The organism is Klebsiella sp. GG_Kp173 (assembly GCF_040062415.1).
Taxonomy (GTDB): Bacteria; Pseudomonadota; Gammaproteobacteria; order Enterobacterales; family Enterobacteriaceae; genus Klebsiella; species Klebsiella quasipneumoniae.
In genome coordinates, this window is sequence record NZ_JBEAFZ010000026.1 from 1 (window position 1) to 23,117 (window position 23,117).

21 protein-coding genes and 1 other annotated feature are annotated in these 23,117 nt (G+C 56.3%); of the genes, 11 read left to right on the plus strand and 10 right to left on the minus strand.

The features are described from left to right. The 7 genes from ABLU50_RS13720 to wbdC all read left to right on the plus strand — a co-directional run. Positions 1–112: hypothetical protein (locus ABLU50_RS13720; protein WP_348864800.1), on the plus strand; the 112-nt coding region annotated here is incomplete at its 5' end. Between the two features lies 1 nt (position 113). Further along, positions 114–908 (plus strand): O8 family O-antigen export ABC transporter permease subunit, encoded by a 795-nt coding sequence (gene wzm / locus ABLU50_RS13725; RefSeq protein ID WP_019704354.1) that lies wholly within the window; start codon positions 114–116, stop codon positions 906–908. Further along, the gene (wzt, locus tag ABLU50_RS13730) at positions 908–2,122 is read left to right on the plus strand and encodes an O8 family O-antigen export ABC transporter ATP-binding subunit (protein WP_087832122.1); all 1,215 of its coding nucleotides are present in this window, start codon (positions 908–910) and stop codon (positions 2,120–2,122) included. The genes wzm and wzt overlap by 1 nt, the downstream gene beginning before the upstream one ends. Continuing rightward, entirely contained in the window at positions 2,122–3,399 is a 1,278-nt protein-coding gene (locus ABLU50_RS13735) for a methyltransferase domain-containing protein (RefSeq protein ID WP_087832123.1), read from the plus strand. Before wzt ends, ABLU50_RS13735 begins: the two co-directional genes overlap by 1 nt. A gap of 2 nt (positions 3,400–3,401) precedes the next feature. Further along, positions 3,402–7,043, plus strand: a complete 3,642-nt coding sequence (locus ABLU50_RS13740) for a glycosyltransferase (RefSeq protein WP_087832124.1) — start codon at positions 3,402–3,404, stop codon at positions 7,041–7,043. Positions 7,044–7,107: 64 nt separating this feature from the next. Continuing rightward, entirely contained in the window at positions 7,108–8,253 is a 1,146-nt protein-coding gene (locus tag ABLU50_RS13745; RefSeq protein ID WP_004203596.1) for a glycosyltransferase family 1 protein, read from the plus strand. A gap of 9 nt (positions 8,254–8,262) precedes the next feature. Next, on the plus strand, positions 8,263–9,378 hold the full coding sequence (gene wbdC, locus ABLU50_RS13750) for an N-acetyl-alpha-D-glucosaminyl-diphospho-ditrans,octacis-undecaprenol 3-alpha-mannosyltransferase WbdC (protein ID WP_087832125.1): 1,116 nt from the start codon (positions 8,263–8,265) through the stop codon (positions 9,376–9,378). Between the two features lie 38 nt (positions 9,379–9,416). Here the strand turns inward: wbdC and hisIE are convergent, their stop codons facing one another. From hisIE to hisL, 9 genes are all read right to left on the minus strand, one after another. Next, on the minus strand, positions 9,417–10,013 hold the full coding sequence (hisIE, locus tag ABLU50_RS13755; RefSeq protein WP_004203593.1) for a bifunctional phosphoribosyl-AMP cyclohydrolase/phosphoribosyl-ATP diphosphatase HisIE: 597 nt from the start codon (positions 10,011–10,013) through the stop codon (positions 9,417–9,419). After that, positions 10,007–10,783 carry an imidazole glycerol phosphate synthase subunit HisF gene (hisF, locus tag ABLU50_RS13760; protein WP_087832126.1) on the minus strand — a complete coding sequence of 259 codons (777 nt, stop codon included), beginning with the start codon at positions 10,781–10,783 and terminating at the stop codon, positions 10,007–10,009. Before hisF ends, hisIE begins: the two co-directional genes overlap by 7 nt. Beyond that, entirely contained in the window at positions 10,765–11,502 is a 738-nt protein-coding gene (gene hisA, locus ABLU50_RS13765) for a 1-(5-phosphoribosyl)-5-[(5-phosphoribosylamino)methylideneamino]imidazole-4-carboxamide isomerase (RefSeq protein ID WP_004200373.1), read from the minus strand. The genes hisF and hisA overlap by 19 nt, the downstream gene beginning before the upstream one ends. Beyond that, complete coding sequence (hisH, locus tag ABLU50_RS13770) at positions 11,502–12,092, minus strand: imidazole glycerol phosphate synthase subunit HisH (protein WP_002912227.1); 591 nt, start codon at positions 12,090–12,092, stop codon at positions 11,502–11,504. Before hisH ends, hisA begins: the two co-directional genes overlap by 1 nt. After that, a complete protein-coding gene (hisB, locus tag ABLU50_RS13775; RefSeq protein ID WP_017899706.1) occupies positions 12,092–13,159 on the minus strand; it encodes a bifunctional histidinol-phosphatase/imidazoleglycerol-phosphate dehydratase HisB in 1,068 nt (355 codons plus the stop codon). Before hisB ends, hisH begins: the two co-directional genes overlap by 1 nt. Beyond that, positions 13,156–14,217 (minus strand): histidinol-phosphate transaminase, encoded by a 1,062-nt coding sequence (hisC, locus tag ABLU50_RS13780; RefSeq protein WP_004203588.1) that lies wholly within the window; start codon positions 14,215–14,217, stop codon positions 13,156–13,158. The genes hisB and hisC overlap by 4 nt, the downstream gene beginning before the upstream one ends. Further along, positions 14,214–15,518 carry a histidinol dehydrogenase gene (hisD, locus tag ABLU50_RS13785; RefSeq protein ID WP_004203587.1) on the minus strand — a complete coding sequence of 435 codons (1,305 nt, stop codon included), beginning with the start codon at positions 15,516–15,518 and terminating at the stop codon, positions 14,214–14,216. The genes hisC and hisD overlap by 4 nt, the downstream gene beginning before the upstream one ends. 39 nt (positions 15,519–15,557) lie before the next feature. After that, positions 15,558–16,457 (minus strand): ATP phosphoribosyltransferase, encoded by a 900-nt coding sequence (hisG, locus tag ABLU50_RS13790; protein ID WP_002912152.1) that lies wholly within the window; start codon positions 16,455–16,457, stop codon positions 15,558–15,560. 47 nt (positions 16,458–16,504) lie between these two features. Continuing rightward, positions 16,505–16,627: a sequence feature (His leader region), on the minus strand. Continuing rightward, complete coding sequence (gene hisL, locus ABLU50_RS13795; RefSeq protein ID WP_004899375.1) at positions 16,603–16,653, minus strand: his operon leader peptide; 51 nt, start codon at positions 16,651–16,653, stop codon at positions 16,603–16,605. (Overlaps the previous feature by 25 nt.) A 175-nt stretch (positions 16,654–16,828) precedes the next feature. On the opposite strand from hisL, the gene ABLU50_RS13800 reads away from it, so the two are divergent. From ABLU50_RS13800 to plaP, 3 genes are all read left to right on the plus strand, one after another. After that, entirely contained in the window at positions 16,829–17,653 is an 825-nt protein-coding gene (locus tag ABLU50_RS13800) for an SDR family oxidoreductase (protein WP_004203585.1), read from the plus strand. Positions 17,654–17,691: 38 nt separating this feature from the next. Further along, entirely contained in the window at positions 17,692–18,582 is an 891-nt protein-coding gene (locus tag ABLU50_RS13805; RefSeq protein ID WP_087832127.1) for a LysR family transcriptional regulator, read from the plus strand. Between the two features lie 289 nt (positions 18,583–18,871). Beyond that, positions 18,872–20,230 carry a putrescine/proton symporter PlaP gene (plaP, locus tag ABLU50_RS13810; protein ID WP_004148994.1) on the plus strand — a complete coding sequence of 453 codons (1,359 nt, stop codon included), beginning with the start codon at positions 18,872–18,874 and terminating at the stop codon, positions 20,228–20,230. Between the two features lie 185 nt (positions 20,231–20,415). On the opposite strand, the gene ABLU50_RS13815 is transcribed toward plaP, so the two are convergent. Continuing rightward, positions 20,416–20,727 (minus strand): helix-turn-helix domain-containing protein, encoded by a 312-nt coding sequence (locus tag ABLU50_RS13815; RefSeq protein ID WP_017899702.1) that lies wholly within the window; start codon positions 20,725–20,727, stop codon positions 20,416–20,418. 240 nt (positions 20,728–20,967) lie between these two features. Between ABLU50_RS13815 and fusA the strand changes: the two genes are divergently transcribed. Then, positions 20,968–23,070: an elongation factor G gene (gene fusA / locus ABLU50_RS13820; RefSeq protein WP_023318673.1), complete on the plus strand. Its 2,103-nt coding sequence runs from the start codon at positions 20,968–20,970 to the stop codon at positions 23,068–23,070. Positions 23,071–23,117: the final 47 nt, after the last annotated feature.

Here is a 23,117-nt window from a genome sequence, read left to right on the forward strand (position 1 = left end):
GCGCACGTCCAACACGGAGCCGGTGGTGCGTCTGAACGTGGAGTCCAGAGCGGATGTAGCGCTTATGAATGAAAAAACGACCGAGCTGTTACACCTGTTAAGCGGGGAATAAGGTGAGAGATTTACTAACGACGATTTATCGTTATCGGGGATTTATCTGGAGCAGTGTTAAGCGTGACTTTCAGGCACGCTATCAAACCAGTATGCTGGGCGCATTATGGCTCGTTTTACAACCGCTCTCTATGATTCTGGTCTATACTTTGGTTTTTTCCGAGGTAATGAAAGCCAGAATGCCCGATAATACGGGGCCGTTTGCCTACAGTATTTATCTCTGCTCCGGGGTGCTGACCTGGGGATTATTTACAGAGATGCTGGATAAAGGTCAGAGCGTATTCATTAACAATGCTAATCTGATTAAGAAACTCAGTTTTCCGAAAATCTGTCTGCCGATCATCGTGACGTTATCGGCGGTACTTAATTTCGCGATTATCTTTAGTCTGTTTCTTATTTTTATCATTGTCACAGGTAACTTCCCTGGCTGGCTCTTTCTCTCGGTAATACCAGTACTGCTTTTGCAGATCCTGTTTGCCGGTGGGCTGGGTATGATCCTTGGTGTGATGAACGTCTTTTTCAGGGACGTGGGACAACTGGTTGGGGTTGCGCTGCAATTCTGGTTTTGGTTCACCCCTATTGTTTATGTACTAAATTCATTGCCAGCATGGGCAAAAAATCTGCTGCTGTATAACCCAATGACGCGGGTGATGCAATCTTATCAGTCCATCTTTGCCTATCATCAGGCTCCTAACTGGTATTCGTTATGGCCAGTATTGGCTCTCGCCATTATTTTCTGCGTCATCGGTTTCAGGATGTTCCGCAAACATGCGGCGGATATGGTGGATGAATTATAATGAGTTACATCAGAGTAAAGAATGTCGGTAAGGCGTATCGCCAGTATCACTCAAAGACAGGGAGACTGATCGAATGGTTATCTCCACTGAATACCAAACGCCATAATTTGAAATGGATCCTCAGCGATATTAATTTCGAAGTCGCTCCGGGAGAGGCTGTAGGTATTATTGGTATCAACGGTGCGGGTAAGAGTACCCTACTTAAACTCATTACCGGGACGTCCAGGCCTACGACCGGAGAAATTGAAATCTCCGGTCGTGTCGCTGCATTACTCGAACTGGGGATGGGGTTTCACTCTGATTTCACGGGTCGGCAGAATGTTTATATGTCTGGGCAACTGCTGGGATTATCCTCAGAGAAAATAACTGAACTGATGCCGCAAATTGAAGAATTTGCGGAGATTGGGGACTATATTGATCAACCTGTGCGTGTCTATTCCAGTGGTATGCAGGTTCGATTAGCTTTTAGCGTAGCGACGGCTATCCGTCCCGATGTGCTAATTATTGATGAAGCATTATCTGTTGGGGATGCTTATTTTCAGCATAAAAGCTTTGAGCGTATCCGAAAATTTCGTCAGGAAGGGACCACGCTGTTGCTGGTATCCCATGATAAACAGGCGATCCAAAGCATTTGCGATCGGGCCATTTTGTTGAATAAAGGCCACATTGAGATGGAAGGCGAACCTGAAGCAGTAATGGATTATTACAATGCGCTTCTGGCCGATAAGCAAAATCAGTCCATTAAACAAGTTGAGCACAATGGTAAAACGCAAACTGTTTCAGGCACTGGTGAAGTGACTATCTCTGAGGTTCATCTTCTCGATGAACAGGGCAATGTGACTGAATTTGCCTCAGTAGGGCATCGTGTTAGCTTGCAGGTCAACGTTGAGGTCAAGGACGATATTCCTGAGCTTGTCGTCGGATATATGATTAAGGATCGACTAGGGCAGCCGATTTTTGGGACCAATACGCATCATCTCAAACAGACTCTCACCTCCCTGAAAAAAGGAGAAAAGCGCTCGTTCTTATTCTCTTTCGATGCGAGATTGGGGGTTGGTTCCTATTCTGTCGCTGTCGCGTTGCATACTTCCAGTACGCACCTCGGCAAAAACTATGAATGGCGCGATCTGGCCGTGGTATTCAACGTCGTTAACACGGAACAACAAGAGTTTGTCGGCGTGTCCTGGTTGCCACCTGAACTGGAGATTTCTTAATGGGTTCGTCGTTTTATCGTTCATTTGAAGAACGACACAGAGGTTCGGTTGAAGATATCAAGAGCCGCCTGAGTTTTTATTTGCCTTTTCTGTCACGTCTTAAGGAAATTTATCCTGATGGCGTGATTGCGGATATTGGTTGCGGGCGTGGCGAATGGCTGGAGATCCTGACTGAAAATGGCATTGCGAACATCGGCGTCGATCTCGATGATGGCATGCTGGCGCGCGCAAAGGAAGCCGGACTGAACGTGCAGAAAATGGATTGTCTGCAGTTTCTACAAAATCAGGCGGATCAGAGCCTGATTGCGTTGACAGGTTTTCATATTGCTGAACATTTGCCTTTTGAGGTACTGCAGCAGCTCGTCATGCATACCTTGCGGGTGCTGAAACCTGGCGGTTTACTGATCCTCGAAACGCCGAACCCTGAGAATGTAAGCGTCGGCACCTGTTCATTTTATATGGATCCCACGCATAATCACCCTCTGCCGCCGCCACTGCTTGAGTTTTTACCTATTCATTATGGTTTTAAGCGGGCAATTACCGTTCGTCTTCAGGAAAAAGAGGCTCTTAAATCTCCGGATGCTGCCGTCAATTTGATCGATGTACTAAAAGGGGTTAGCCCAGACTACAGCATCATTGCTCAGAAAGCCGCGCCTGAAGATATTCTTGAACGCTTTGAAACCCTGTTTACTCAACAGTATGGTCTAACGCTGGATGCCCTGAGCAACCGTTACGATGAGATTTTGCGCGAACAGTTTTCGTCCTATGCCTCACAGCTGGAGACGTGGAACCATACCTATACGCGCCAGATAAGCAAAATGTCGGACACTATTCAGACGTTGCAAGGTCAGATCGACGAACTGAGCCATATCATCGGTCAGAATCATCAGCTTCATCAGCAAATGGCGGACTTACATAACAGTCGTTCATGGCGTATCACTCAACCACTACGCTGGTTGTCTTTGCAACGTCAATTATTACGTCAGGAAGGGGCAAAAGTGAGAGCCCGTAGGGCGGCGAAAAAAATATTGCGCAAAGGAATGGCGCTCTCGCTGGTCTTTTTCCATCGCTATCCTAAGTCAAAGGTTTATCTGTTTAAGGTTTTGAGAAAAACAGGCTGCTACACATTGCTACAACGTTTGTTCCAGCGGGTCATGCTGGTGCACTCTGACACGATGATGATGCAGTCCAGAAGATATGATGTGGGTACTGAAGAAATGACAAGCCGCGCGTTGAGTATTTATAACGAATTAAAAAATAAAAATACGGAGAAATAACGATGCGTATTGTCATTGATTTACAAGGTGCGCAGACGGAAAGCCGCTTTCGTGGCATTGGTCGTTATAGTATCGCTATCGCCAGAGCCATAATCAGAAATAACAGCCAGCATGAGATTTTCATCGCGCTATCTGCCATGCTGGATGAGTCAATTGCGGATGTTAAGGCGCAATTTGCCGATCTCTTGCCGGCTGAAAATATTGTCGTCTGGCATGCCGCAGGCCCTGTGCGTGCGATGGACCAAGGTAATGAATGGCGTCGGGAGAGCGCGGAACTGATTCGGGAAGCATTTCTTGAATCATTGCGTCCAGATGTCGTTTTCATTACGAGCTTGTTTGAAGGTCATGTCGACGATGCGGCCACATCGGTACACAAATTTAGTCGTCAGTATAAAGTAGCCGTACTGCACCACGATCTTATCCCACTGGTACAGGCGGAAACCTATCTTCTGGACGATGTATTCAAACCCTACTATTTACAGAAAGTTGAATGGTTAAAAAACGCTGACCTTTTATTGACGAACTCAGCGTATACTGCCCAGGAAGCGATCGAGCATCTGCATTTGCAGGGCGATCATGTACAGAATATTGCAGCCGCAGCTGATCCTCAGTTTTGTATGGCGCAGGTGACAACGAGAGAAAAAGAGACGGTCCTTGGCCATTACGATATTCAGCGCGAGTTCGTGTTGTATGCGCCCGGAGGATTTGACTCAAGGAAAAACTTTAAACGGTTAATTGAGGCCTATGCCGGGCTCAGTGATGCCTTACGTCGCAGTCATCAACTGGTTATCGTCAGTAAGCTTTCCATTGGCGATCGTCAGTATCTGGAATCCCTGGCATCAGGTAACGGTTTACAGCAGGGCGAACTTGTGCTGACTGGTTATGTGCCGGAAAATGAGCTGATCCAGCTCTATCGCCTGTGTAAGCTGTTCATCTTTGCTTCGTTACATGAAGGTTTTGGATTGCCTGTTCTGGAAGCTATGTCGTGTGGTGCGCCGGCCATTGGCTCAAATGTCACGAGTATTCCTGAAGTCATCGGTAATCCTGAGGCATTATTCGACCCGTATTCTATCTCTTCCATTCGGGATAAGATGGCGCAATGTTTGACTGATGATTCCTTCCTGGCACGTCTGAAAGAAATGGCGCAGCATCAAGCGGGTAATTTTTCTTGGGATAAAGCTGCGGTGACTGCTCTGGAAGCTTTCGAGAAGATTGCGACAGAAGATACAGGTATTGCGCAGATGTTGCCTGAGGCATTGATTCAGAAGATCCTTGCTATCTCTCATGGACAACCAGATGAGCGCGATCTGCGCTTGTGCGCAACGGCCATTGATTACAATCTGAAGACGGCAGAACTTTATCAAATTGACGATAAGGCGATGACCTGGCGTGTGGAAGGCCCATTCGATAGTTCATATAGTCTGGCGCTAGTCAACCGGGAATTTGCCCGGGCACTCTCAGCTGATGGCGTAGAGGTGTTATTGCACTCCACTGAAGGGCCGGGTGATTTTGCCCCGGATGCCTCGTTTATGGCACAGCCGGAAAATAGCGATCTCTTGGCATTTTATAATCAATGCCGTACCCGCAAGAGTGACGAAAAGATAGATATTCTTAGCAGAAACATCTATCCACCGCGGGTTTCCGAAATGGATGCCAAAGTAAAACTCCTTCACTGTTATGCCTGGGAAGAAACGGGCTTTCCACAACCATGGATCAATGAATTTAACCGGGAACTTGACGGAGTACTGTGTACTTCGGAGCACGTTCGTAAGGTATTGATTGATAACGGACTTAATGTGCCCGCATTCGTTGTTGGCAATGGCTGCGACCATTGGCTCAATACCCCAGCCGAAACGACAAAAAATGTAGATGACGGAACCTTCCGTTTCCTGCATGTCTCTTCTTGTTTCCCACGCAAAGGGGTACAGGCAATGCTCGAGGCTTGGGGGAGGGCATTCACTCGTCGTGACAATGTCATCTTGATCATTAAGACGTTTAACAATCCGCACAATGAAATTGACGCGTGGCTGGCTCACGCCCAGGCTCAATTCGCGGAATATCCCAAAGTTGAAGTGATCAAAGAGGATATGTCTGCCAGCCAGCTTAAGGGGCTTTATGAAAGCTGCGATGTTCTGGTTGCTCCAGGTTGCGCCGAAGGCTTTGGCTTACCTATCGCTGAAGCAATGCTGAGTGGGCTACCGGCCATCGTCACCAACTGGAGCGGGCAACTTGATTTTGTTAATTCACAAAATTCATGGCTGGTTGATTATCAGTTTACCCGGGTAAAAACACACTTTGGTCTGTTTTCCTCAACCTGGGCCAGTGTGGACATTGACAACTTAACGGATGCGTTAAAAGCCGCAGCCTCGACCGATAAATCGGTGCTGCGTGGCATGGCCGATTCTGGACGCGAGCTTATTCTGCAGCAGTTTACCTGGAAAGCAGTGGCCGATCGTTCTTGGCAGGCGGTCAAGACCCTGCGTGCGCATATTGATATTGCTCAGCATCGGGCGCGCATTGGCTGGTTGACGACCTGGAACACGAAATGTGGGATCGCAACCTATTCCCAACATCTGGTGGAGAGTGCACCGCATGGCGCGGATGTTGTTTTTGCTCCTCAGGTCAGTGCTGAAGATCTTGTATGTGCAGACGAAGAGTTTGTACTGCGGAACTGGATTGTAGGTAAAGAGAGCAACTATCTGGAAAACCTCCAGCCACAAATTGATGCTCTGCGACTCAATGTCATCGTGATCCAGTTCAATTATGGATTCTTTAATCATCGCGAACTGTCGGCCTTTATTCGTCGCCAGCATGATGCTGGTCGTTCAGTGGTCATGACGATGCATTCAACTGTGGATCCGTTGGAAAAAGAGCCGACCTGGAATTTCCGTCTTGCCGAAATGGCGGAGGCGCTGGCGCTTTGCGACCGGTTGTTGGTGCATTCTATTGCCGATATGAACCGCCTTAAAGATTTAGGCTTAACTGAGAATGTTGCTTTATTCCCGCACGGTGTAATCAACTACTCCGCACCGAGCGTCGCGCGTCAACAGCAGGCTTTACCGTTGATTGCGAGCTATGGCTTCTGCTTACCGCATAAGGGCCTGATGGAGCTGGTCGAATCCGTCCATCGTCTCAAGCAAGCCGGTAAGCCGGTTCGTTTACGTCTGGTGAACGCGGAGTATCCTGTTGGAGAGTCACGCGATCTGGTGGCTGAGCTCAAAGCAGAAGCTCAGCGGCTAGGTGTTACCGATCTCATTGAGATGCATAATGATTTCCTGCCGGACGCAGATAGTCTGCGGCTGCTCTCGGAAGCTGACCTTCTGATTTTTGCTTATCAGAATACCGGGGAGTCTGCTAGCGGGGCGGTACGTTATGGTATGGCGACGCAAAAACCTGTCGCGGTAACGCCTCTGGCGATATTTGATGACCTGGACGATGCAGTCTTTAAATTTGATGGATGCAGCGTCGATGATATCAGTCAGGGAATTGACCGGATCCTGCATTCCATCCGTGAACAGGACGCTTGGGCGACCAGGACTCAACAACGTGCCGATGCATGGCGGGAACAACATGATTATCATGCTGTTTCACGCCGTCTGGTTAATATGTGTCAAGGCTTAGCTAAAGCTAAATACTTTAAATAAAAATATCCCTCTTGTATTTTTGCCTTTGAATACAAGGGGGATAGATGATGATGTGTCATTTATAATGAAAATTATTTTTGCTACTGAGCCAATTAAATACCCGTTAACGGGCATCGGTCGGTATTCCCTGGAGCTGGTTAAGCGGCTGGCGGTCGCTCGCGAAATCGAAGAGCTGAAGCTGTTTCACGGCGCGTCGTTTATCGACCAGATCCCCCAGGTAGAGAATAAAAGCGATACCAAAGCCAGCAATCATGGTCGTCTGTCGGCGTTTCTGCGCCGCCAGCCGCTGCTGATTGAGGCGTATCGCCTGCTGCATCCGCGGCGCCAGGCGTGGGCATTGCGCGATTACAAAGACTACATTTACCATGGCCCTAACTTCTATCTGCCGCATCGCCTGGAACGCGCCGTAACCACATTTCATGACATCTCTATATTTACCTGCCCGGAATATCATCCAAAAGATCGGGTTCGCTATATGGAGAAGTCCCTGCACGAGAGCCTGGATTCGGCAAAGCTGATCCTGACCGTCTCTGACTTCTCGCGCAGTGAAATCATCCGCCTGTTCAACTATCCGGCGGAGCGGATCGTCACCACCAAGCTGGCCTGCAGCAGCGACTATATTCCGCGTAGCCCGGCGGAGTGCCTGCCGGTCCTGCAGAAATATCAGCTGGCGTGGCAGGGCTATGCGTTGTATATCGGCACCATGGAGCCGCGTAAAAATATCCGCGGTCTGCTGCAGGCCTATCAGCTGCTGCCGATGGAGACCCGCATGCGCTACCCGCTGATCCTCAGCGGTTATCGCGGATGGGAAGACGATGTGCTGTGGCAGTTAGTCGAGCGCGGTACGCGAGAAGGGTGGATCCGTTACCTGGGCTATGTCCCGGATGAAGACCTGCCTTATCTGTACGCGGCGGCCAGAACCTTTGTTTATCCCTCCTTCTATGAGGGATTCGGTTTACCTATTCTTGAAGCGATGTCTTGCGGTGTGCCGGTAGTATGTTCCAATGTCACTTCTTTGCCTGAGGTGGTTGGCGATGCCGGCCTCGTTGCCGATCCTAATGATGTAGACGCGATTAGCGCGCATATTTTGCAGAGCCTGCAGGATGATAGCTGGCGGGAAATCGCCACCGCGCGCGGTCTTGCCCAGGCGAAACAGTTTTCGTGGGAGAACTGTACGACCCAGACCATTAACGCCTATAAATTACTCTAAGGGTGTCAGTTGAGAGTTCTACACGTCTATAAGACCTACTATCCCGATACCTACGGCGGTATTGAGCAGGTCATTTATCAGCTCAGTCAGGGCTGCGCCCGCCGGGGAATCGCAGCCGATGTATTTACTTTTAGCCCGGACAAAGAGACAGGACCTGTCGCCTACGAAGACCATCGGGTCATTTATAATAAGCAGCTTTTTGAAATTGCCTCCACGCCGTTTTCGCTGAAAGCGTTAACGCGTTTTAAGCAGATTAAAGATGACTACGACATCATCAACTACCATTTTCCGTTTCCATTCATGGATATGTTGCATCTCACGGCGCGGCCTGACGCCAGAACAGTGGTGACCTATCACTCGGATATTGTGAAACAAAAACGGTTAATGAAGCTGTACCAGCCGCTGCAGGAGCGATTTCTCGCCAGCGTCGACTGCATCGTCGCCTCGTCGCCCAACTACGTGGCCTCCAGCCAGACCCTGAAAAAATATCAGGATAAAACGGTGGTGATCCCGTTTGGTCTGGAGCAGCACGACGTGCAGCACGATCCGCAGCGGGTGGCGCACTGGCGGGAAACCGTTGGCGATAATTTCTTCCTCTTCGTCGGCGCTTTCCGCTACTACAAAGGGCTGCACATTCTGCTGGATGCCGCCGAGCGTAGCCGGCTGCCGGTGGTGATCGTCGGGGGCGGGCCGCTGGAGGCGGAAGTGCGGCGTGAAGCGCAGCAGCGCGGGCTGAGCAATGTGGTGTTTACCGGCATGCTCAACGACGAAGATAAATACATTCTCTTCCAGCTCTGCCGTGGCGTGGTCTTCCCCTCGCATCTGCGCTCCGAGGCGTTTGGCATTACGTTACTGGAAGGCGCGCGCTTCGCCAGGCCGCTGATCTCCTGTGAGATCGGCACCGGGACCTCGTTCATAAACCAGGACAAAGTGAATGGTTGCGTGATCCCGCCGAATGACAGTCGGGCGCTGGTGGAGGCGATGAATGAGCTCTGGCATAACGATGAAACCGCCAGCCGCTATGGCGAAAACTCGCGCCGTCGTTTTGAAGAGATGTTTACTGCCGACCATATGATTGACGCTTACGTCAATCTCTACACTACGCTGCTGGAAAGCAAATCCTGATGCTAGCTACCCCCGCCGTTGCGGCGGGGGTTAATGCGTTAGTGACGACTCTTCAGATTATCAATCACTTCCCCGAGATCCAGCCCCTGGTCCTGCAGCAGCACCAGCAGGTGATACATCAGGTCTGACGCCTCATTCTTCAGCTCGAAGCGGTCGTTCACCGTGGCGGCCAGCGCGGTCTCCACGCCTTCTTCTCCCACTTTCTGCGCGATGCGCTTGGTGCCGCTGGCATACAGCTTCGCCGTGTAGGAGCTCTCCGGGTCGGCGTGCTTACGCTCGGCCAGCAGCTGCTCCAGCTGATACAGGAACAGCCACTGGTGGCCGGCGTCGCCGAAGCAGCTGGTGGTGCCTTTGTGGCAGGTCGGCCCGATCGGGTTCACCAGCACCAGAAGCGTATCGTTGTCGCAGTCCGGTGTGATGCTCACCACGTTGAGGACATTTCCCGAGGTTTCACCCTTGGTCCACAGCCGCTGTTTGGTGCGTGAGTAAAAGGTGACCTTGCCGGTGGCTTCGGTTTTCTCCAGCGCGTCCTTGTTCATGTAGCCCAGCATCAGCACTTCGCCGGATACGGCGTGCTGCACGATGGCCGGCATCATGCCGTCCGTTTTTTCCCAGTCCAGCTGTTCAGTCAACATACCCTTATCTCCACGCCCTGTGCCGCCAGGTACGCTTTCAGTTCGCCAATATTAATAATCTGTTTGTGGAATACTGAGGCCGCCAGCGCGCCGTCAACGTCGGCGTCGCGGAAGGCTTCGAGGAAGTGTTCCATGGTGCCTGCGCCGCCGGAGGCGATCAGCGGCACATGGCACACCGCGCGGACCTTCGCCAGCTGCTGCAGGTCGTAGCCGTTGCGCACCCCGTCCTGGTTCATCATATTGAGGACGATCTCGCCCGCGCCGCGCTTCTGCACTTCCTCCACCCAGTCGAGGGTTTCCCACTGCGTCACCCGGGTGCGGCTCTCGTCGCCGGTGTACTGATTGACGTGATACTTGCCGGTCTGTGCATCAAACCAGGTATCGATCCCCACCACGATGCACTGCACGCCAAAGTGGTCGGCAAGGCGGGTGATCAGCGTCGGGTCGGCGAGAGCAGGGGAGTTAATCGAGATCTTATCGGCGCCGAAGGTGAGGATCTGCGCCGCGTCTTCCAGCGACTTGATCCCGCCCGCCACGCAGAAAGGAATATCAATCACTTCCGCCACCCGCGACACCCAGCTCTTGTCGACCACCCGGCCATCGCTGGAGGCGGTGATATCATAGAACACCAGCTCGTCGGCGCCTTCGTCGGCATAGCGCTTGGCTAGCGGGACGATATCGCCGATGATCTCGTGATTACGGAACTGCACGCCTTTCACTACCTGGCCGTCGCGGACGTCGAGGCAGGGGATTATCCGTTTTGCCAGCATTGAATGGCCTCCGTTACGTTGAATTTGCCTTCCAGCAGCGCGCGACCGACAATCACGCCGCGCACCCCGGTGCCGCGCAGGGCGGCAATATCATTGAGATCGCCGATGCCGCCGGACGACTGAAACGCCACCTGCGGGTAGCGGGCGCAGACTTCCTCGTACAGCGAGACGTTGGAGCCCGCCAGCGTGCCGTCGCGGGAGATATCGGTGCACAGCACATGCTGCAGGCCGACCGGCAGATAGCTCTCCACCAGCTCCTCCAGGGTCACGCCGGAGTTTTCCTGCCAGCCACTGACCGCCACCTGCTTATTGCCGTCGGCGTCGATACGCACGTCGAGGGCCAGCACCAGCCGTTCAGGGCCAAAGCGTTTAAACCAGCCTTTCACTTCCTCCGGGGATTTCACCGCAGTGGAGCCGACCACCACGCGGGCGACGCCGGCTTCAAGCAGGGCCGCGACATCCGCCTCGGTCCGCACGCCGCCGCCAACCTGCACCGGGACGTCAACGCCGGCGACCAGCGATTTCAGCAGCGGGATCTGGCGCTTCGCCGGATCCTTCGCCCCGGTCAGGTCGACCAGGTGCAGGACTTCCGCTCCCTGAGCGGCATAGGACTGCAGGCGCGGCAGCGGATCGCTGCCATAGTCGCGCTGCTGGCCATAATCGCCCTGGTGGAGACGAACGACGGTGCCGTCGATTAAATCTAAAGCAGGAATAATCATCACATCTCCAGGAAGTTTTTCAGCAGCTGCGCCCCGGCGCTCCCGGAGCGCTCCGGATGGAACTGCACGCCAAAGAAGTTATCTTTCTGCACCGCGGCGGTGAACGCCTCGCCGTAATTGCACTGGGCGATGGTGTACGGGTTGACCGGCATGGCGTAGCTGTGCACGAAATAGAAGTAAGCCCCTTCTTCAATGCCGCGGAACAGACGATCGCCCGCTTTGGCATACACCCGGTTCCAGCCCATGTGCGGCAGCGGCAGGCCGTGGTCGGTCATCTTCGGCACCTCTTCCTCGATAATGCCCAGCAGATCGACGCCGTTGTTCTCTTCACTGCGCTTGCCGAGCAGCTGCATGCCCAGGCAAATCCCCAGCACCGGCTGGGTACAGGCTTTGATCAGGTCGATCAGCTCGCGGTCGCGCAGCTGGTCCATCGCCGCCTGGGCGGTGCCGACGCCGGGAAGAAACAGTTTATCGGCACGCAATACCACCTCCGGGTCGCGGCTGACCACCGGCTCATAGCCGTGGCGGCCAATCGCCGATTTCACCGAATTGAGGTTGGCGCACCCGGTATCAAGGATCACCACATTCATTACAGCACCCCTTTGGAAGACGGCAGGGCATCGCCCTGGACGCGGATCGCCTGGCGCAGCGTACGGCCAAAGGCTTTGAACAGGCTCTCCACGCGGTGGTGATCGTTCTTGCCCTTGGTTTTCAGGTGCAGCGTCACCGCCATGGTGTAAGAGAGCGAGCGGAAGAAGTGTTCCACCATCTCGGTGCTCAGATCGCCGACGCGCTGATAGGTGAAGTCCGCCTTATACTCCAGGTGCGGACGGCCGGAGATATCCAGCGCGCAGCGGGCGAGACACTCGTCCATCGGCAGCACGAAGCCGAAACGGTTGATGCCGCGCTTGTCGCCAAGCGCCAGCTTCAGGGCTTCGCCGAGGGCCAGGCCGGTATCTTCCACCGTGTGGTGATCGTCGATATACAGATCGCCGCCGACGTTGACCTCCATGCGGAAGCCGCCATGGGTGGCGATTTGGTCGAGCATATGGTCAAAAAAGCCGACGCCGGTGTGGATCTTGCTGCCGCCTTCGCGGTCCAGCCACACTTTCACATCCACCTGGGTCTCTTTGGTGATGCGCTCGACGTGGGCATAGCGGTCGCGGCGGGTCAGTTGCTCGCAGATGGTCGGCCAGTTCAGCGTCTCGCGGTCATAGCGCAGACCGATAATCCCCATGTTATCCGCCAGCTCAAGGTCGGTGGCCCGGTCGCCAATCACATAGCTGTGGGCTTTATCCAGTACGCCCTCTTCCAGCCACGGCAGCACCAGCTGGGTTTTCGGCTTGCGGCAGGCGCAGTTGTCGCCCGGGAAGTGCGGACAAATCAGCACTTCTTCAAAGTTAACGCCCTGCGAGGCGAAGATCTGCATCATCAGGTTGTGCGGGCCATCAAACGCCTCCTGCGGCAGGCTGTCGGTGCCCAGACCATCCTGGTTGGTGATCATCACCAGCTTATAGCCTTCCTGCTGCAGCTTCAGCAGCGCCGGGATCACCTGCGGCTCAAACGCCAGCTTGTCGAAACGGTCCACCTGGAAATCCACCGGCGGTTCGGAAATCAGGGTGCCGTCACGGTCAATAAAGAGATACTTCTGGGTCATACATTCTCCGCAGTCAAGGCGTCAATCACGCGCTGGCTCTCGGCACGGGTACCGATAGTGATACGCAAACAGCCGCTCAATGAAGGTTGTTTATTCTGGTCACGTAAGATAATGCCCTGATCCCACAAAGATTTAAACACTGCGCTGGAGGCGGTTATCCGCGCCAGGACGTAGTTGGTTTCGGAATCGAAGACCTGCTCCACGCAGGCGATGCCGCGCAGCTGTTCCACCAGGTAGCGGCGCTCGTCGAGGATCTGCGCCACGCGCTGACGCATCGCGGCGATCCCTTCCGCGCTCAGCGCCTGGGCGGCGATATCGGCCACCGGCGTGGAGAGCGGGTACGGGGCGATCACTTTCAGCAGCACGTTAATCACCTCGGCGTTGGCGAGGGTGAAGCCGCAGCGCAGGCCGGCGAGGGCGAAGGCTTTAGACAGCGTGCGCAGCACCACCAGGTGCGGGTAGTCGCTGAGCCAGCCGGCGAGCGTCGCCTGCGGGCAGAATTCAATATAGGCTTCGTCGGCCACCACGATAGCTTTGCCGCGGGTCATCTCCAGCAGGTCGCGCATCGACTGCGGGTCGATAATTTGCCCGGTCGGGTTGTTCGGGCTGCAGACGAAGACCACCTTCACCCCGTCCAGCTGCGCCTCGATGCCCGGCAGGTCGAGCTGCCAGTCGGCCAGCGTCGGCACGGTGCGGCACTCGACGCCGATGGTCTCGGCGCTGACGCTGTACATGCCGTAGGTCGGCGGGCAGTAGAGCACGGCGTCTTCGCCTGGCTCGCAGAAGGCGCGGATCAGCAGCTCAATGCCTTCGTCGGCGCCGCGGCTGACCAGCACCTGCTCCGGTTTAACCTCGGCGTAGCGGGCGTAGCTCTCAATCACCGCCTTCGGCTGCGGCTCCGGATAGCGGTTCAGCGTCTGCTCGGTCAGCTGGAAGGCCACGGCGGTGGGGAATTCGTTAGCGTTCAGCCAGACGTCGCCTTTCCCACCCAGGCGGCGAGCGGATTGATACGGGGTCAGCGCGCGAACGTTGGCGCGGGCTAAATCTTCAATGCTCATGCTTGCTCCTTCAGGGCGGCAACGCGCAGCGTTACGGCGTTTTTGTGGGCGTCAAGGCGCTCGGCGGCGGCCAGAATCTCAATCGTCGAGGCGAGGGCGGCAAAGCCGTCGCGCGATAACTCCTGCACGGTCATCCGTTTCTGGAAGTCGGCCAGGCCGAGGCTCGAGCAGGTGGCGGTATAGCCATAGGTCGGCAGGACGTGGTTGGTGCCCGAGGCATAGTCGCCCGCGGATTCCGGCGACCAGTCGCCAAGGAAAACCGAGCCGGCGCTGGTGATGCTGTCCACCAGCTCACGGGCCTGGCGGGTCTGAATGATCAGGTGCTCCGGGCCGTACTGGTTGGAGATGGCCACGCACTGCGCCAGGTCGCGGGCCACGATGATCCGGCTGGCGGAGAGCGCCACGCGGGCGGTTTCGGCGCGCGGCAGGGCGGCCAGCTGGCGCTCCACGGCCTCGGCGACGCGGTTGCCCATCCCGGCGTCCGGGGTCAGAAGGATCACCTGCGAGTCCGGGCCGTGTTCCGCCTGCGACAGAAGGTCGGAGGCGACGAAGTCCGGGTTGGCGCCGCTGTCGGCGATCACCAGCACTTCCGACGGGCCGGCCGGCATGTCGATGGCCGCGCCGTCCAGACGCTGGCTGACCTGGCGTTTGGCCTCCGTGACGTAAGCGTTACCCGGGCCAAAGATTTTATCCACCTTCGGCACCGACTCGGTACCGAGGGCGAGGGCGGCGATGGCCTGCGCGCCGCCGACGTTAAAGATGGTTTTCACGCCGCACAGCTGCGCGGCGTAGAGGATCTCATCGGCGATCGGCGGCGGCGAGCAGAGCACCACCTGCTGACAGCCGGCGATGCGCGCCGGCGTCGCCAGCATCAGCACCGTGGAGAACAGCGGCGCCGAGCCGCCCGGAATATACAGCCCGACGGAGGCGATAGGGCGGGTCACCTGCTGGCAGCGCACCCCCGGCAGCGTTTCGACATCCACCGCCTGCAGCTTTTGCGCGTTGTGGAAGGTCTCGATGTTTTGCACTGCTACCGCCATCGCCTGCTTCAGCTCGTCGCTGAGGCGCTCGCCGGCGGCGGCGATCTCCGCCTCGCTCACCTGCAGCGCGGCGACGGTGGTTTTATCAAACTTCGCGCTGTATTCGCGCAGCGCCGCGTCGCCGTTGGCTTTGACGTTATCGAGGATCTCCGCCACCGTTTTACTGATGCTGTCGGAGGCGGAAATCGCCGGGCGCGTTAAGAGTTGTCGCTGTTGGTCTGCGCTACAGCCGTTCCAGTCGATGATTGTGTTGAAGCTCATGATTGTTTTCCCCTGTGTGTCCCGTGACCGGCTGGCCGATTACTCCATCATCTTCTCAATCGGCAGCACCAGAATGGAGCTGGCGCCCAGCGCCTTCAGTTTTTCCATGGTCTCCCAGAACAGGGTTTCGCTGCTGACCATGTGCATCGCCACGCGCTGCTTGTCGCCTGCCAGCGGCAGAATGGTCGGACGCTCGGCGCCCGGCAGCAGGGCAACCACTTCCTCAAGGCGTTCGGTCGGGGCGTGCATCATGATGTATTTCGACTCGCGGGCCTGGATCACGCCCTGAATACGGGTCAGCAGGCGGTCAATCAGCTGCTGTTTGGCGTCGGCCATTTCGCCGTCGCGCTGGATCAGGCAGGCTTTGGAGCGGTAGATCACTTCCACTTCGCGCAGGCCGTTGGCTTCCAGGGTGGCGCCGGTGGAGACGAGGTCGCAAATGGCGTCGGCGAGGCCGGCGCGCGGCGCCACTTCCACGGAGCCGTTCAGCAGACAGGATTTAAAGGAGATACCTTTTTGATCGAGGTAGCGCTTCAGCAGGTGCGGGTAAGAGGTGGCGATACGTTTGCCGTCCAGCGCCGCCGGGCCGTTCCAGGCTTCATCCACCGGGGTCGCCAGCGACAGGCGGCAGCCGCCGAAGTCCAGACGACGCAGGGTGAAGTAGCGCGGGTCTTCGCCCTGGGCGCGGCGGCTGAGCAGCTCTTCTTCCAGCACGTTTTCGCCGATAATGCCGAGGTCGACAACACCGTCCATCACCAGGCCCGGGATATCGTCATCACGCACGCGCAGAATGTCGATTGGCATATTTTCCGCCAGCGCAATCAGACGCTGGGTGTGCAAATTGACTTTAATGCCGCAGCGGCTGAGTAATTCGCGTGAATCTTCGCTTAAACGGCCTGATTTCTGAATAGCTATGCGTAAACGGGTGTTGTCTAACATTGTTCTTTTCCTCTGAATACCTGTCTGAATCTGTCCGAATTTGGTCCAAAAAAAAGCCCCCGGAAGTGAATCTTCCGGGGGCTCTCTGCGCGTTCATGCACCACTGGAAGATCCAAATGTCTTCCAGCACACATCGCCTGAAAGACTAGTCAGGATGATGGTGATGATGGTGGTGTTTAAATTGAACGCGGTTCATAAAATTCTCTGTGAATGACTATGCATTTGATGTCCTTTAACCTAAACCACTTCCGCCGCAGAAAGCAAGGGCTTTTTTCTATCATTAATTCATTTCACATTGAGCGAAGAAATTGTCAGTTGCCGCTGGCTGGCGTAGCCTGTAATCAGCACAGCGAAAGAGTCAGGAGCTTGGGATGAAAAAGGTCGCGATAGTCGGTTTGGGATGGCTGGGGATGCCGCTGGCGCTGTCGTTGACGGCGCGAGGCTGGCAGGTCACCGGCAGTAAAACCACGCAGGATGGCGTGGAGGCGGCGCGGATGTGCGGGATCGACAGCTATCCGCTGCGCCTGGAGCCGCAGCTGGTCTGTGATACCGAGGACCTCGACGCGCTGATGAACGTCGATGCGCTGGTGATCACGCTGCCGGCCCGGCGGACCGGCGCGGGGGAAGGGTTTTATCTGCAGGCGGTGCAGGAGATCGTCGATACCGCGCTGGCGTACCATATTCCGCGGATCGTCTTCACCAGCTCCACCTCGGTGTATGGCAACGTCAACGGCACGGTGAAAGAGAACTCCCCGCGCCTGCCGGAGACCGCCAGCGGGCAGGTGCTAAAGGAGCTGGAAGACTGGCTGCACAACCTGCCGGGGACGTCGGTGGATATTCTGCGCCTGGCCGGGCTGGTGGGGCCGTCCCGTCATCCGGGACGTTTTTTCGCCGGCAAGTCGGCGCCGGATGGCCAGCATGTGGTCAATCTGGTGCATTTGCAGGATGTGGTGGCCGCCATCGAACTGCTGCTGCAGGCTCCGAAGGGCGGGCACATCTATAATCTATGTGCGCCCCGCCATCCGGCACGCGGCCTCTTTTATCCGCAGATGGCCCGCGAGCTGGGGCTGCCGCCGCCGGTGTTCAGCGACAGCCCGGACGGCGGCCAGGGCAAGATTGTGGATGGCAATAGAATCTGCAATGAGCTGGGGTTTGAGTACCAGTACCCCGATCCGCTGGTGATGCCGATGGAGTGATGCGCCAGCGGTGATTCGCATACCGTAAGGGGGTAGCGATGAAACCACTGCTGGATGTCCTCGTGATCCTCGACGCACTGGAAAAAGAGGGGAGCTTTGCCGCGGCGTCGGCAAGGCTCTTTAAAACGCCCTCGGCGCTGAGCTACACCATTCACCGGCTGGAAAGCGATCTCAATATTCAGCTGCTCGACCGCAGCGGCCACCGCGCGCGCTTTACCCCCACCGGACAGATGCTGCTGGAGAAAGGACGGGAAGTGCTACATATCGCCCGCGAACTGGAGATCCGGGCGGTTAAGTTGCAGCAGGGGTGGGAGCATACCCTCCGCCTGGCGGTGGACAGCACCTTTCCCGTGGCGCAACTCTCGCCGCTGATCGCCGCATTTTATCAACAGCAGCCGCTGACCCGGCTGCACTTCACGCTGAACTCCTCGCTGCTGGACTGGCGGCCGCTGACTGAAGGGCAGGCCGATCTCCTGCTGGGGGCGCTCGGCGAGCCGCCGCCGCTGAGCGGCTATGATTATCTTCCCCTTGGCGAGCTGGATCTGGAGCTGGTGGTCTCCCCGCAGCATCCTCTGGCGGAGCGTCGCGCCCCGTTGAGCTGGCGAACTCTGCGCCGTTATCGCGCGGTGGCCACCGGCGAAGGCGGGGCGCTGCTCGGCGATCAGGAGACCCTGACGGTATGTGACGTTACGGCGCAGCTGGCGCTGCTGCGCATGGGACTGGGGTGGGGCTGCCTGCCGCGTTACCAGGTGCAGGGGCTGCTGGAGGGCGGCGAACTGGTCAGCTTGACCGTGCGCGGGCAGTCGCCTCGTCAGCACGCGTGGATCGGCTGGAATGACGCTACCTGCGGTTTGGCTGGTAAATGGTGGCGGGAAACGCTATTAGCAAATAGTGCTATTTTTACAATTTATCATATGGAAACCGTATAGATATTAGCACGTTAAAAAATATGCTTACGCAATGAACTTCATAACATCTTGTCAACGCCGTTGAATTTGTTGCAAAATATGCGGCCTGAAAACCAGAGACTAGCCGACGCTTTTTTTTAAAGTGTCGGTTATTTTTTTGGTCGAAAGACACATCATTCAATACCAAGAGGCCGGGCTTCGTACCGGATAGATATTTACTAAAAACCGACAGTCGTTGTCGCTGAGGAATAGAAAGAAATGGGGCAATTTTTTGCTTACGCGCTGGCGTTCACCGTAAAAGGGGATAACTATGTCGCATAACGCTACTCCAAATACCTCTCGCGTGGAATTACGTAAAACACTTACGCTAGTTCCGGTTGTAATGATGGGCCTGGCCTATATGCAGCCGATGACGCTGTTCGATACGTTTGGTATCGTCTCTGGTATGACCGACGGTCACGTGCCGACGGCCTACGCCTTTGCGTTAATCGCTATCCTGTTTACTGCGCTGAGCTACGGCAAGCTGGTACGTCGTTACCCGTCCGCCGGCTCGGCGTATACCTATGCACAGAAATCCATCAGCCCGACCGTTGGCTTTATGGTGGGTTGGTCCTCGCTGCTCGACTACCTGTTCGCGCCGATGATCAACATTCTGCTGGCGAAAATCTATTTTGAAGCGCTGGTGCCTTCGATTCCGTCGTGGGTGTTTGTTATCGCGCTGGTCGCCTTTATGACCGCCTTTAACTTGCGCAGCATTAAATCCGTGGCCAACTTCAACACCGTGATCGTGGTGCTGCAGGTGGTGCTGATTGCCGTCATTCTCGGCATGGTGATTTATGGCGTGTTTGAAGGCGAAGGCGCTGGTACGCTGGCCAGCAGCCGTCCGTTCTGGTCCGGTGACGCGCACGTGATCCCGATGATTACCGGGGCGACGATCCTGTGCTTCTCGTTTACCGGCTTCGACGGCATCAGCAACCTGTCTGAAGAGACCAAAGATGCAGAGCGCGTCATTCCGCGCGCGATCTTCCTGACCGCGCTGATCGGCGGCCTGATCTTCATCTTTGCCACCTACTTCCTGCAGCTGTACTTCCCGGACATCTCGCGCTTTAAAGATCCGGATGCGTCACAGCCGGAAATTATGCTCTACGTGGCAGGTAAAGCCTTCCAGGTTGGCGCGCTGATCTTCTCCACCATCACCGTACTGGCTTCCGGTATGGCGGCGCATGCTGGCGTGGCGCGTCTGATGTACGTGATGGGTCGTGACGGCGTGTTCCCGAAAAGCTTCTTCGGATACGTCCACCCGACCTGGCGCACTCCGGCGATGAACATCATCCTGGTCGGCGCTATTGCCCTGCTGGCGATTAACTTCGACCTGGTGATGGCGACGGCGCTGATTAACTTTGGTGCGCTGGTGGCGTTTACCTTCGTTAACCTGTCGGTAATTTCGCAGTTCTGGATCCGTGAGAAACGCAACAAGACGCTGAAAGACCACTTCCAGTATCTGTTCCTGCCGATGTGCGGCGCCCTGACCGTCGGCGCGCTGTGGGTCAACCTGGAAGAGAGCTCGATGATTCTGGGCCTGATCTGGGCCGGTATCGGTCTGGTCTATCTGGCCTGCGTGACCAAAAGCTTCCGCAACCCGGTGCCGCAGTACGAAGACGTGGCGTAAGGCGTAGCGTGATGTGATTGAGAAAAGCCGGAGGGAAACCTCCGGCTTTTTTTTCGACTGTGCTTGTTCGATACCGAGGCCTGTTTTTTGCCCGGCGGCGCTGCGCTTGCCGGGTCTGGGGAATATAAGCTGACGGCAGGTCTTTGCAGGACGGGTCAGGCGCAGTGGCTACCCGGCGTAAATACTTATCCCTCCCGCACCATCACGTTAAGCAGCGTATCCAGCAGGCCGGGAAAACGGGCGTCCAGATCTTCCCGGCGCAGCGAAATCATATTCTCCCGTCCCTGAGGCCGCTGCCAGATCACACCGCTGTCGCGCAGGACGCGCCAGTGGTGGGTCATGGTGGACTTGGCCACCTCTTCCTGACGCAGCGCGTTACAGCTCTGCTCGCTGCCGTCGGCCAGCGTGCGGATGATCTCCAGTCGCAGCGGGTTGCCGAGCGCGGAAAGGACATTTTCCAGGCGAATTTGTTCTCGTTCGGGGTGATTGGCGATCATAATAATCCTGTGTCGGCGGTGGCGCGGCGCATGGCGGTCGCAGCCCGTATCGGCGGCTGGCGGCTACTATACCCAAACTCCAGGTCTGATGCCACGCGCGCCGCCGCAACCTGACCAATCATAATAATAGTCAAAATAGTTCGAATATACTCGTACAATTGTACTATCATAGGCGGCAGTTAAATGAACTGCGGATCATTCCGACCGCAGACTGACAGTCAAAACGACTAAGGACGCATCATGCCCCGACCCATCCCCCTCGAACGTTATCGCAACATCGGTATCTCCGCGCATATCGATGCCGGTAAAACCACCACCACCGAGCGCATCCTGTTTTACACCGGGATGAGCCATAAGCTGGGTGAAGTACACGATGGCGCGGCAACCACCGACTGGATGGCCCAGGAGCAGGAGCGCGGGATCACCATTACCTCGGCGGCGGTGAGCTGCTTCTGGCCGGGTATGGACCGCAGCTTCGAGCCGCACCGGATCAATATCATCGACACCCCGGGGCACGTGGATTTCACCATTGAGGTGGAACGTTCCATGCGCGTGCTCGACGGCGCGGTGATGGTGTATGACTCCGTCGGCGGAGTGCAGCCCCAGTCGGAGACTGTCTGGCGCCAGGCGAATAAATACCATGTCCCGCGGCTGGCCTTCGTTAACAAGATGGACCGCCCCGGGGCGGATTTCTTCCGCGTGGTACAGATGATGATTGACCGCCTGAAGGCCAACCCGGTGCCGATTGTCATCCCCATTGGCGCCGAAGAGCATTTCACCGGCGTCGTCGACCTGGTGAAAATGCGTGCCATCCTGTGGGATGACGCCACTCAGGGCATGACCTTCAGCTACGGGCCGGTCCCTGACGATCTGCTGGCAACTGCCCGCGAGTGGCGGGAGAAAATGGTCTCGGCGGCGGCGGAGGCCAGCGACGCGCTGATGGACAAATACCTCGAAACCGGCGAGCTGGACGAGGCGGAGATCGTCGCCGGTCTGCGCCAGCGCACGGTGAAGGGGGAAATCCAGGCAGTGCTCTGCGGGAGCGCCTTTAAAAACAAAGGTGTGCAGCGCATGCTCGATGCGGTGGTGGAGCTGATGCCGTCGCCGCTGGATATTCCGGCGATACAGGGCGTGGATGAGAAAGGCCAGCCGGCGGAACGCCATCCGAGCGATGATGAGCCGCTGTCGGCGCTGGCGTTCAAACTGATGACCGACCCCTACGTCGGCCAGCTAACCTTTATCCGCGTCTACTCCGGGACGCTGAAGAAAGGCGATGCGGTGTGGAACCCGGTGAAGGGCAAGAAAGAGCGCATCGGGCGTATCGTGCTGATGCAGGCCAACGATCGCCACGAAGTTGACGAACTGCACGCCGGGGATATCGCGGCCTGCGTTGGGCTGAAGGATGTCACTACCGGCGATACGCTATGCGACCCGGATGCGGTGATTACCCTTGAGCGGATGGAGTTTCCGGAGCCGGTGATTTCGCTGGCGATTGAGCCGAAGACCAAAGCGGACCAGGAAAAAATGGGCATCGCGCTGCAGCGGCTGGCGGCGGAAGATCCGTCGTTCCGTCTGCATACCGATGAAGAGTCCGGCCAGACGATTATCTCCGGCATGGGCGAGCTGCATCTGGAGATCATTGTCGACCGGATGAAGCGCGAGTTTGGCGTCGAGGCCAACATTGGTCGTCCGCAGGTCACCTACCGCGAAACCCTGCGCAAGAAAGTGACGGACGTGGAAGGCAAATTTGTGCGCCAGTCCGGCGGTAAAGGGCAGTACGGGCACGTCGTGCTGACCCTGGAGCCGCTGGAGCCGGGCAGCGGTTTCGTCTTCGAGGACGCCACCAAAGGCGGGGTAGTGCCGCGCGAGTACATCCCTTCCGTGGAGAAAGGGCTGCGCGAAGCGATGGGCACTGGCGTGCTGGCGGGCTATCCGGTGGTTGACGTGAAAGCGACCCTGACCTTCGGGTCGTACCACGACGTGGACTCCTCAGAGATGGCGTTCCGCATGGCGGCGATCTTCGGCTTCCGGGAAGGGGCGCGCAAAGCGGACCCGGTGATCCTGGAGCCGGTGATGCACGTGGAGGTGGAGACGCCGGAAGAGTACGCCGGGAATATCATGGGCGATCTCTCTTCCCGTCGCGGGATGGTGCAGGGGATGGAAGAGCGCTTCGGCAGCCAGATCATCCGCGCCGATGTGCCGCTGGCGGAGATGTTTGGTTATTCCACCACGCTGCGCTCGATGTCTCAGGGACGAGCAACCTACAGCATGGAGTTCCACCACTACGCCGAAGCGCCGCGCAACGTAGCGGATGAAATCATCGCCAGCCGCGCGAAAAGTTAAGCCAGTCATCCCGGGTAGCGGCTAGCGCCTTACCCGGGCTACTCTGG

Excerpts from the sequence above, each read along its gene's own strand:
- hisD (WP_004203587.1), bottom strand. The coding sequence starts at position 15,518 with ATGAGCTTCAACACAATCATCGACTGGAACGGCTGTAGCGCAGACCAA.
- ABLU50_RS13815 (WP_017899702.1), bottom strand. The coding sequence starts at position 20,727 with ATGATCGCCAATCACCCCGAACGAGAACAAATTCGCCTGGAAAATGTC.
- hisIE (WP_004203593.1), bottom strand. The coding sequence starts at position 10,013 with ATGTTGACTGAACAGCTGGACTGGGAAAAAACGGACGGCATGATGCCG.
- fusA (WP_023318673.1), top strand. The coding sequence starts at position 20,968 with ATGCCCCGACCCATCCCCCTCGAACGTTATCGCAACATCGGTATCTCC.
- hisC (WP_004203588.1), bottom strand. The coding sequence starts at position 14,217 with ATGAGCATTGAAGATTTAGCCCGCGCCAACGTTCGCGCGCTGACCCCG.
- ABLU50_RS13745 (WP_004203596.1), top strand. The coding sequence starts at position 7,108 with ATGAAAATTATTTTTGCTACTGAGCCAATTAAATACCCGTTAACGGGC.
- hisH (WP_002912227.1), bottom strand. The coding sequence starts at position 12,092 with ATGAATGTGGTGATCCTTGATACCGGGTGCGCCAACCTCAATTCGGTG.
- hisB (WP_017899706.1), bottom strand. The coding sequence starts at position 13,159 with ATGACCCAGAAGTATCTCTTTATTGACCGTGACGGCACCCTGATTTCC.
- hisF (WP_087832126.1), bottom strand. The coding sequence starts at position 10,783 with ATGCTGGCAAAACGGATAATCCCCTGCCTCGACGTCCGCGACGGCCAG.
- wzt (WP_087832122.1), top strand. The coding sequence starts at position 908 with ATGAGTTACATCAGAGTAAAGAATGTCGGTAAGGCGTATCGCCAGTAT.
- ABLU50_RS13735 (WP_087832123.1), top strand. The coding sequence starts at position 2,122 with ATGGGTTCGTCGTTTTATCGTTCATTTGAAGAACGACACAGAGGTTCG.
- hisA (WP_004200373.1), bottom strand. The coding sequence starts at position 11,502 with ATGATTATTCCTGCTTTAGATTTAATCGACGGCACCGTCGTTCGTCTC.
- ABLU50_RS13800 (WP_004203585.1), top strand. The coding sequence starts at position 16,829 with ATGAAAAAGGTCGCGATAGTCGGTTTGGGATGGCTGGGGATGCCGCTG.
- plaP (WP_004148994.1), top strand. The coding sequence starts at position 18,872 with ATGTCGCATAACGCTACTCCAAATACCTCTCGCGTGGAATTACGTAAA.
- hisG (WP_002912152.1), bottom strand. The coding sequence starts at position 16,457 with ATGTTAGACAACACCCGTTTACGCATAGCTATTCAGAAATCAGGCCGT.
- ABLU50_RS13805 (WP_087832127.1), top strand. The coding sequence starts at position 17,692 with ATGAAACCACTGCTGGATGTCCTCGTGATCCTCGACGCACTGGAAAAA.
- ABLU50_RS13740 (WP_087832124.1), top strand. The coding sequence starts at position 3,402 with ATGCGTATTGTCATTGATTTACAAGGTGCGCAGACGGAAAGCCGCTTT.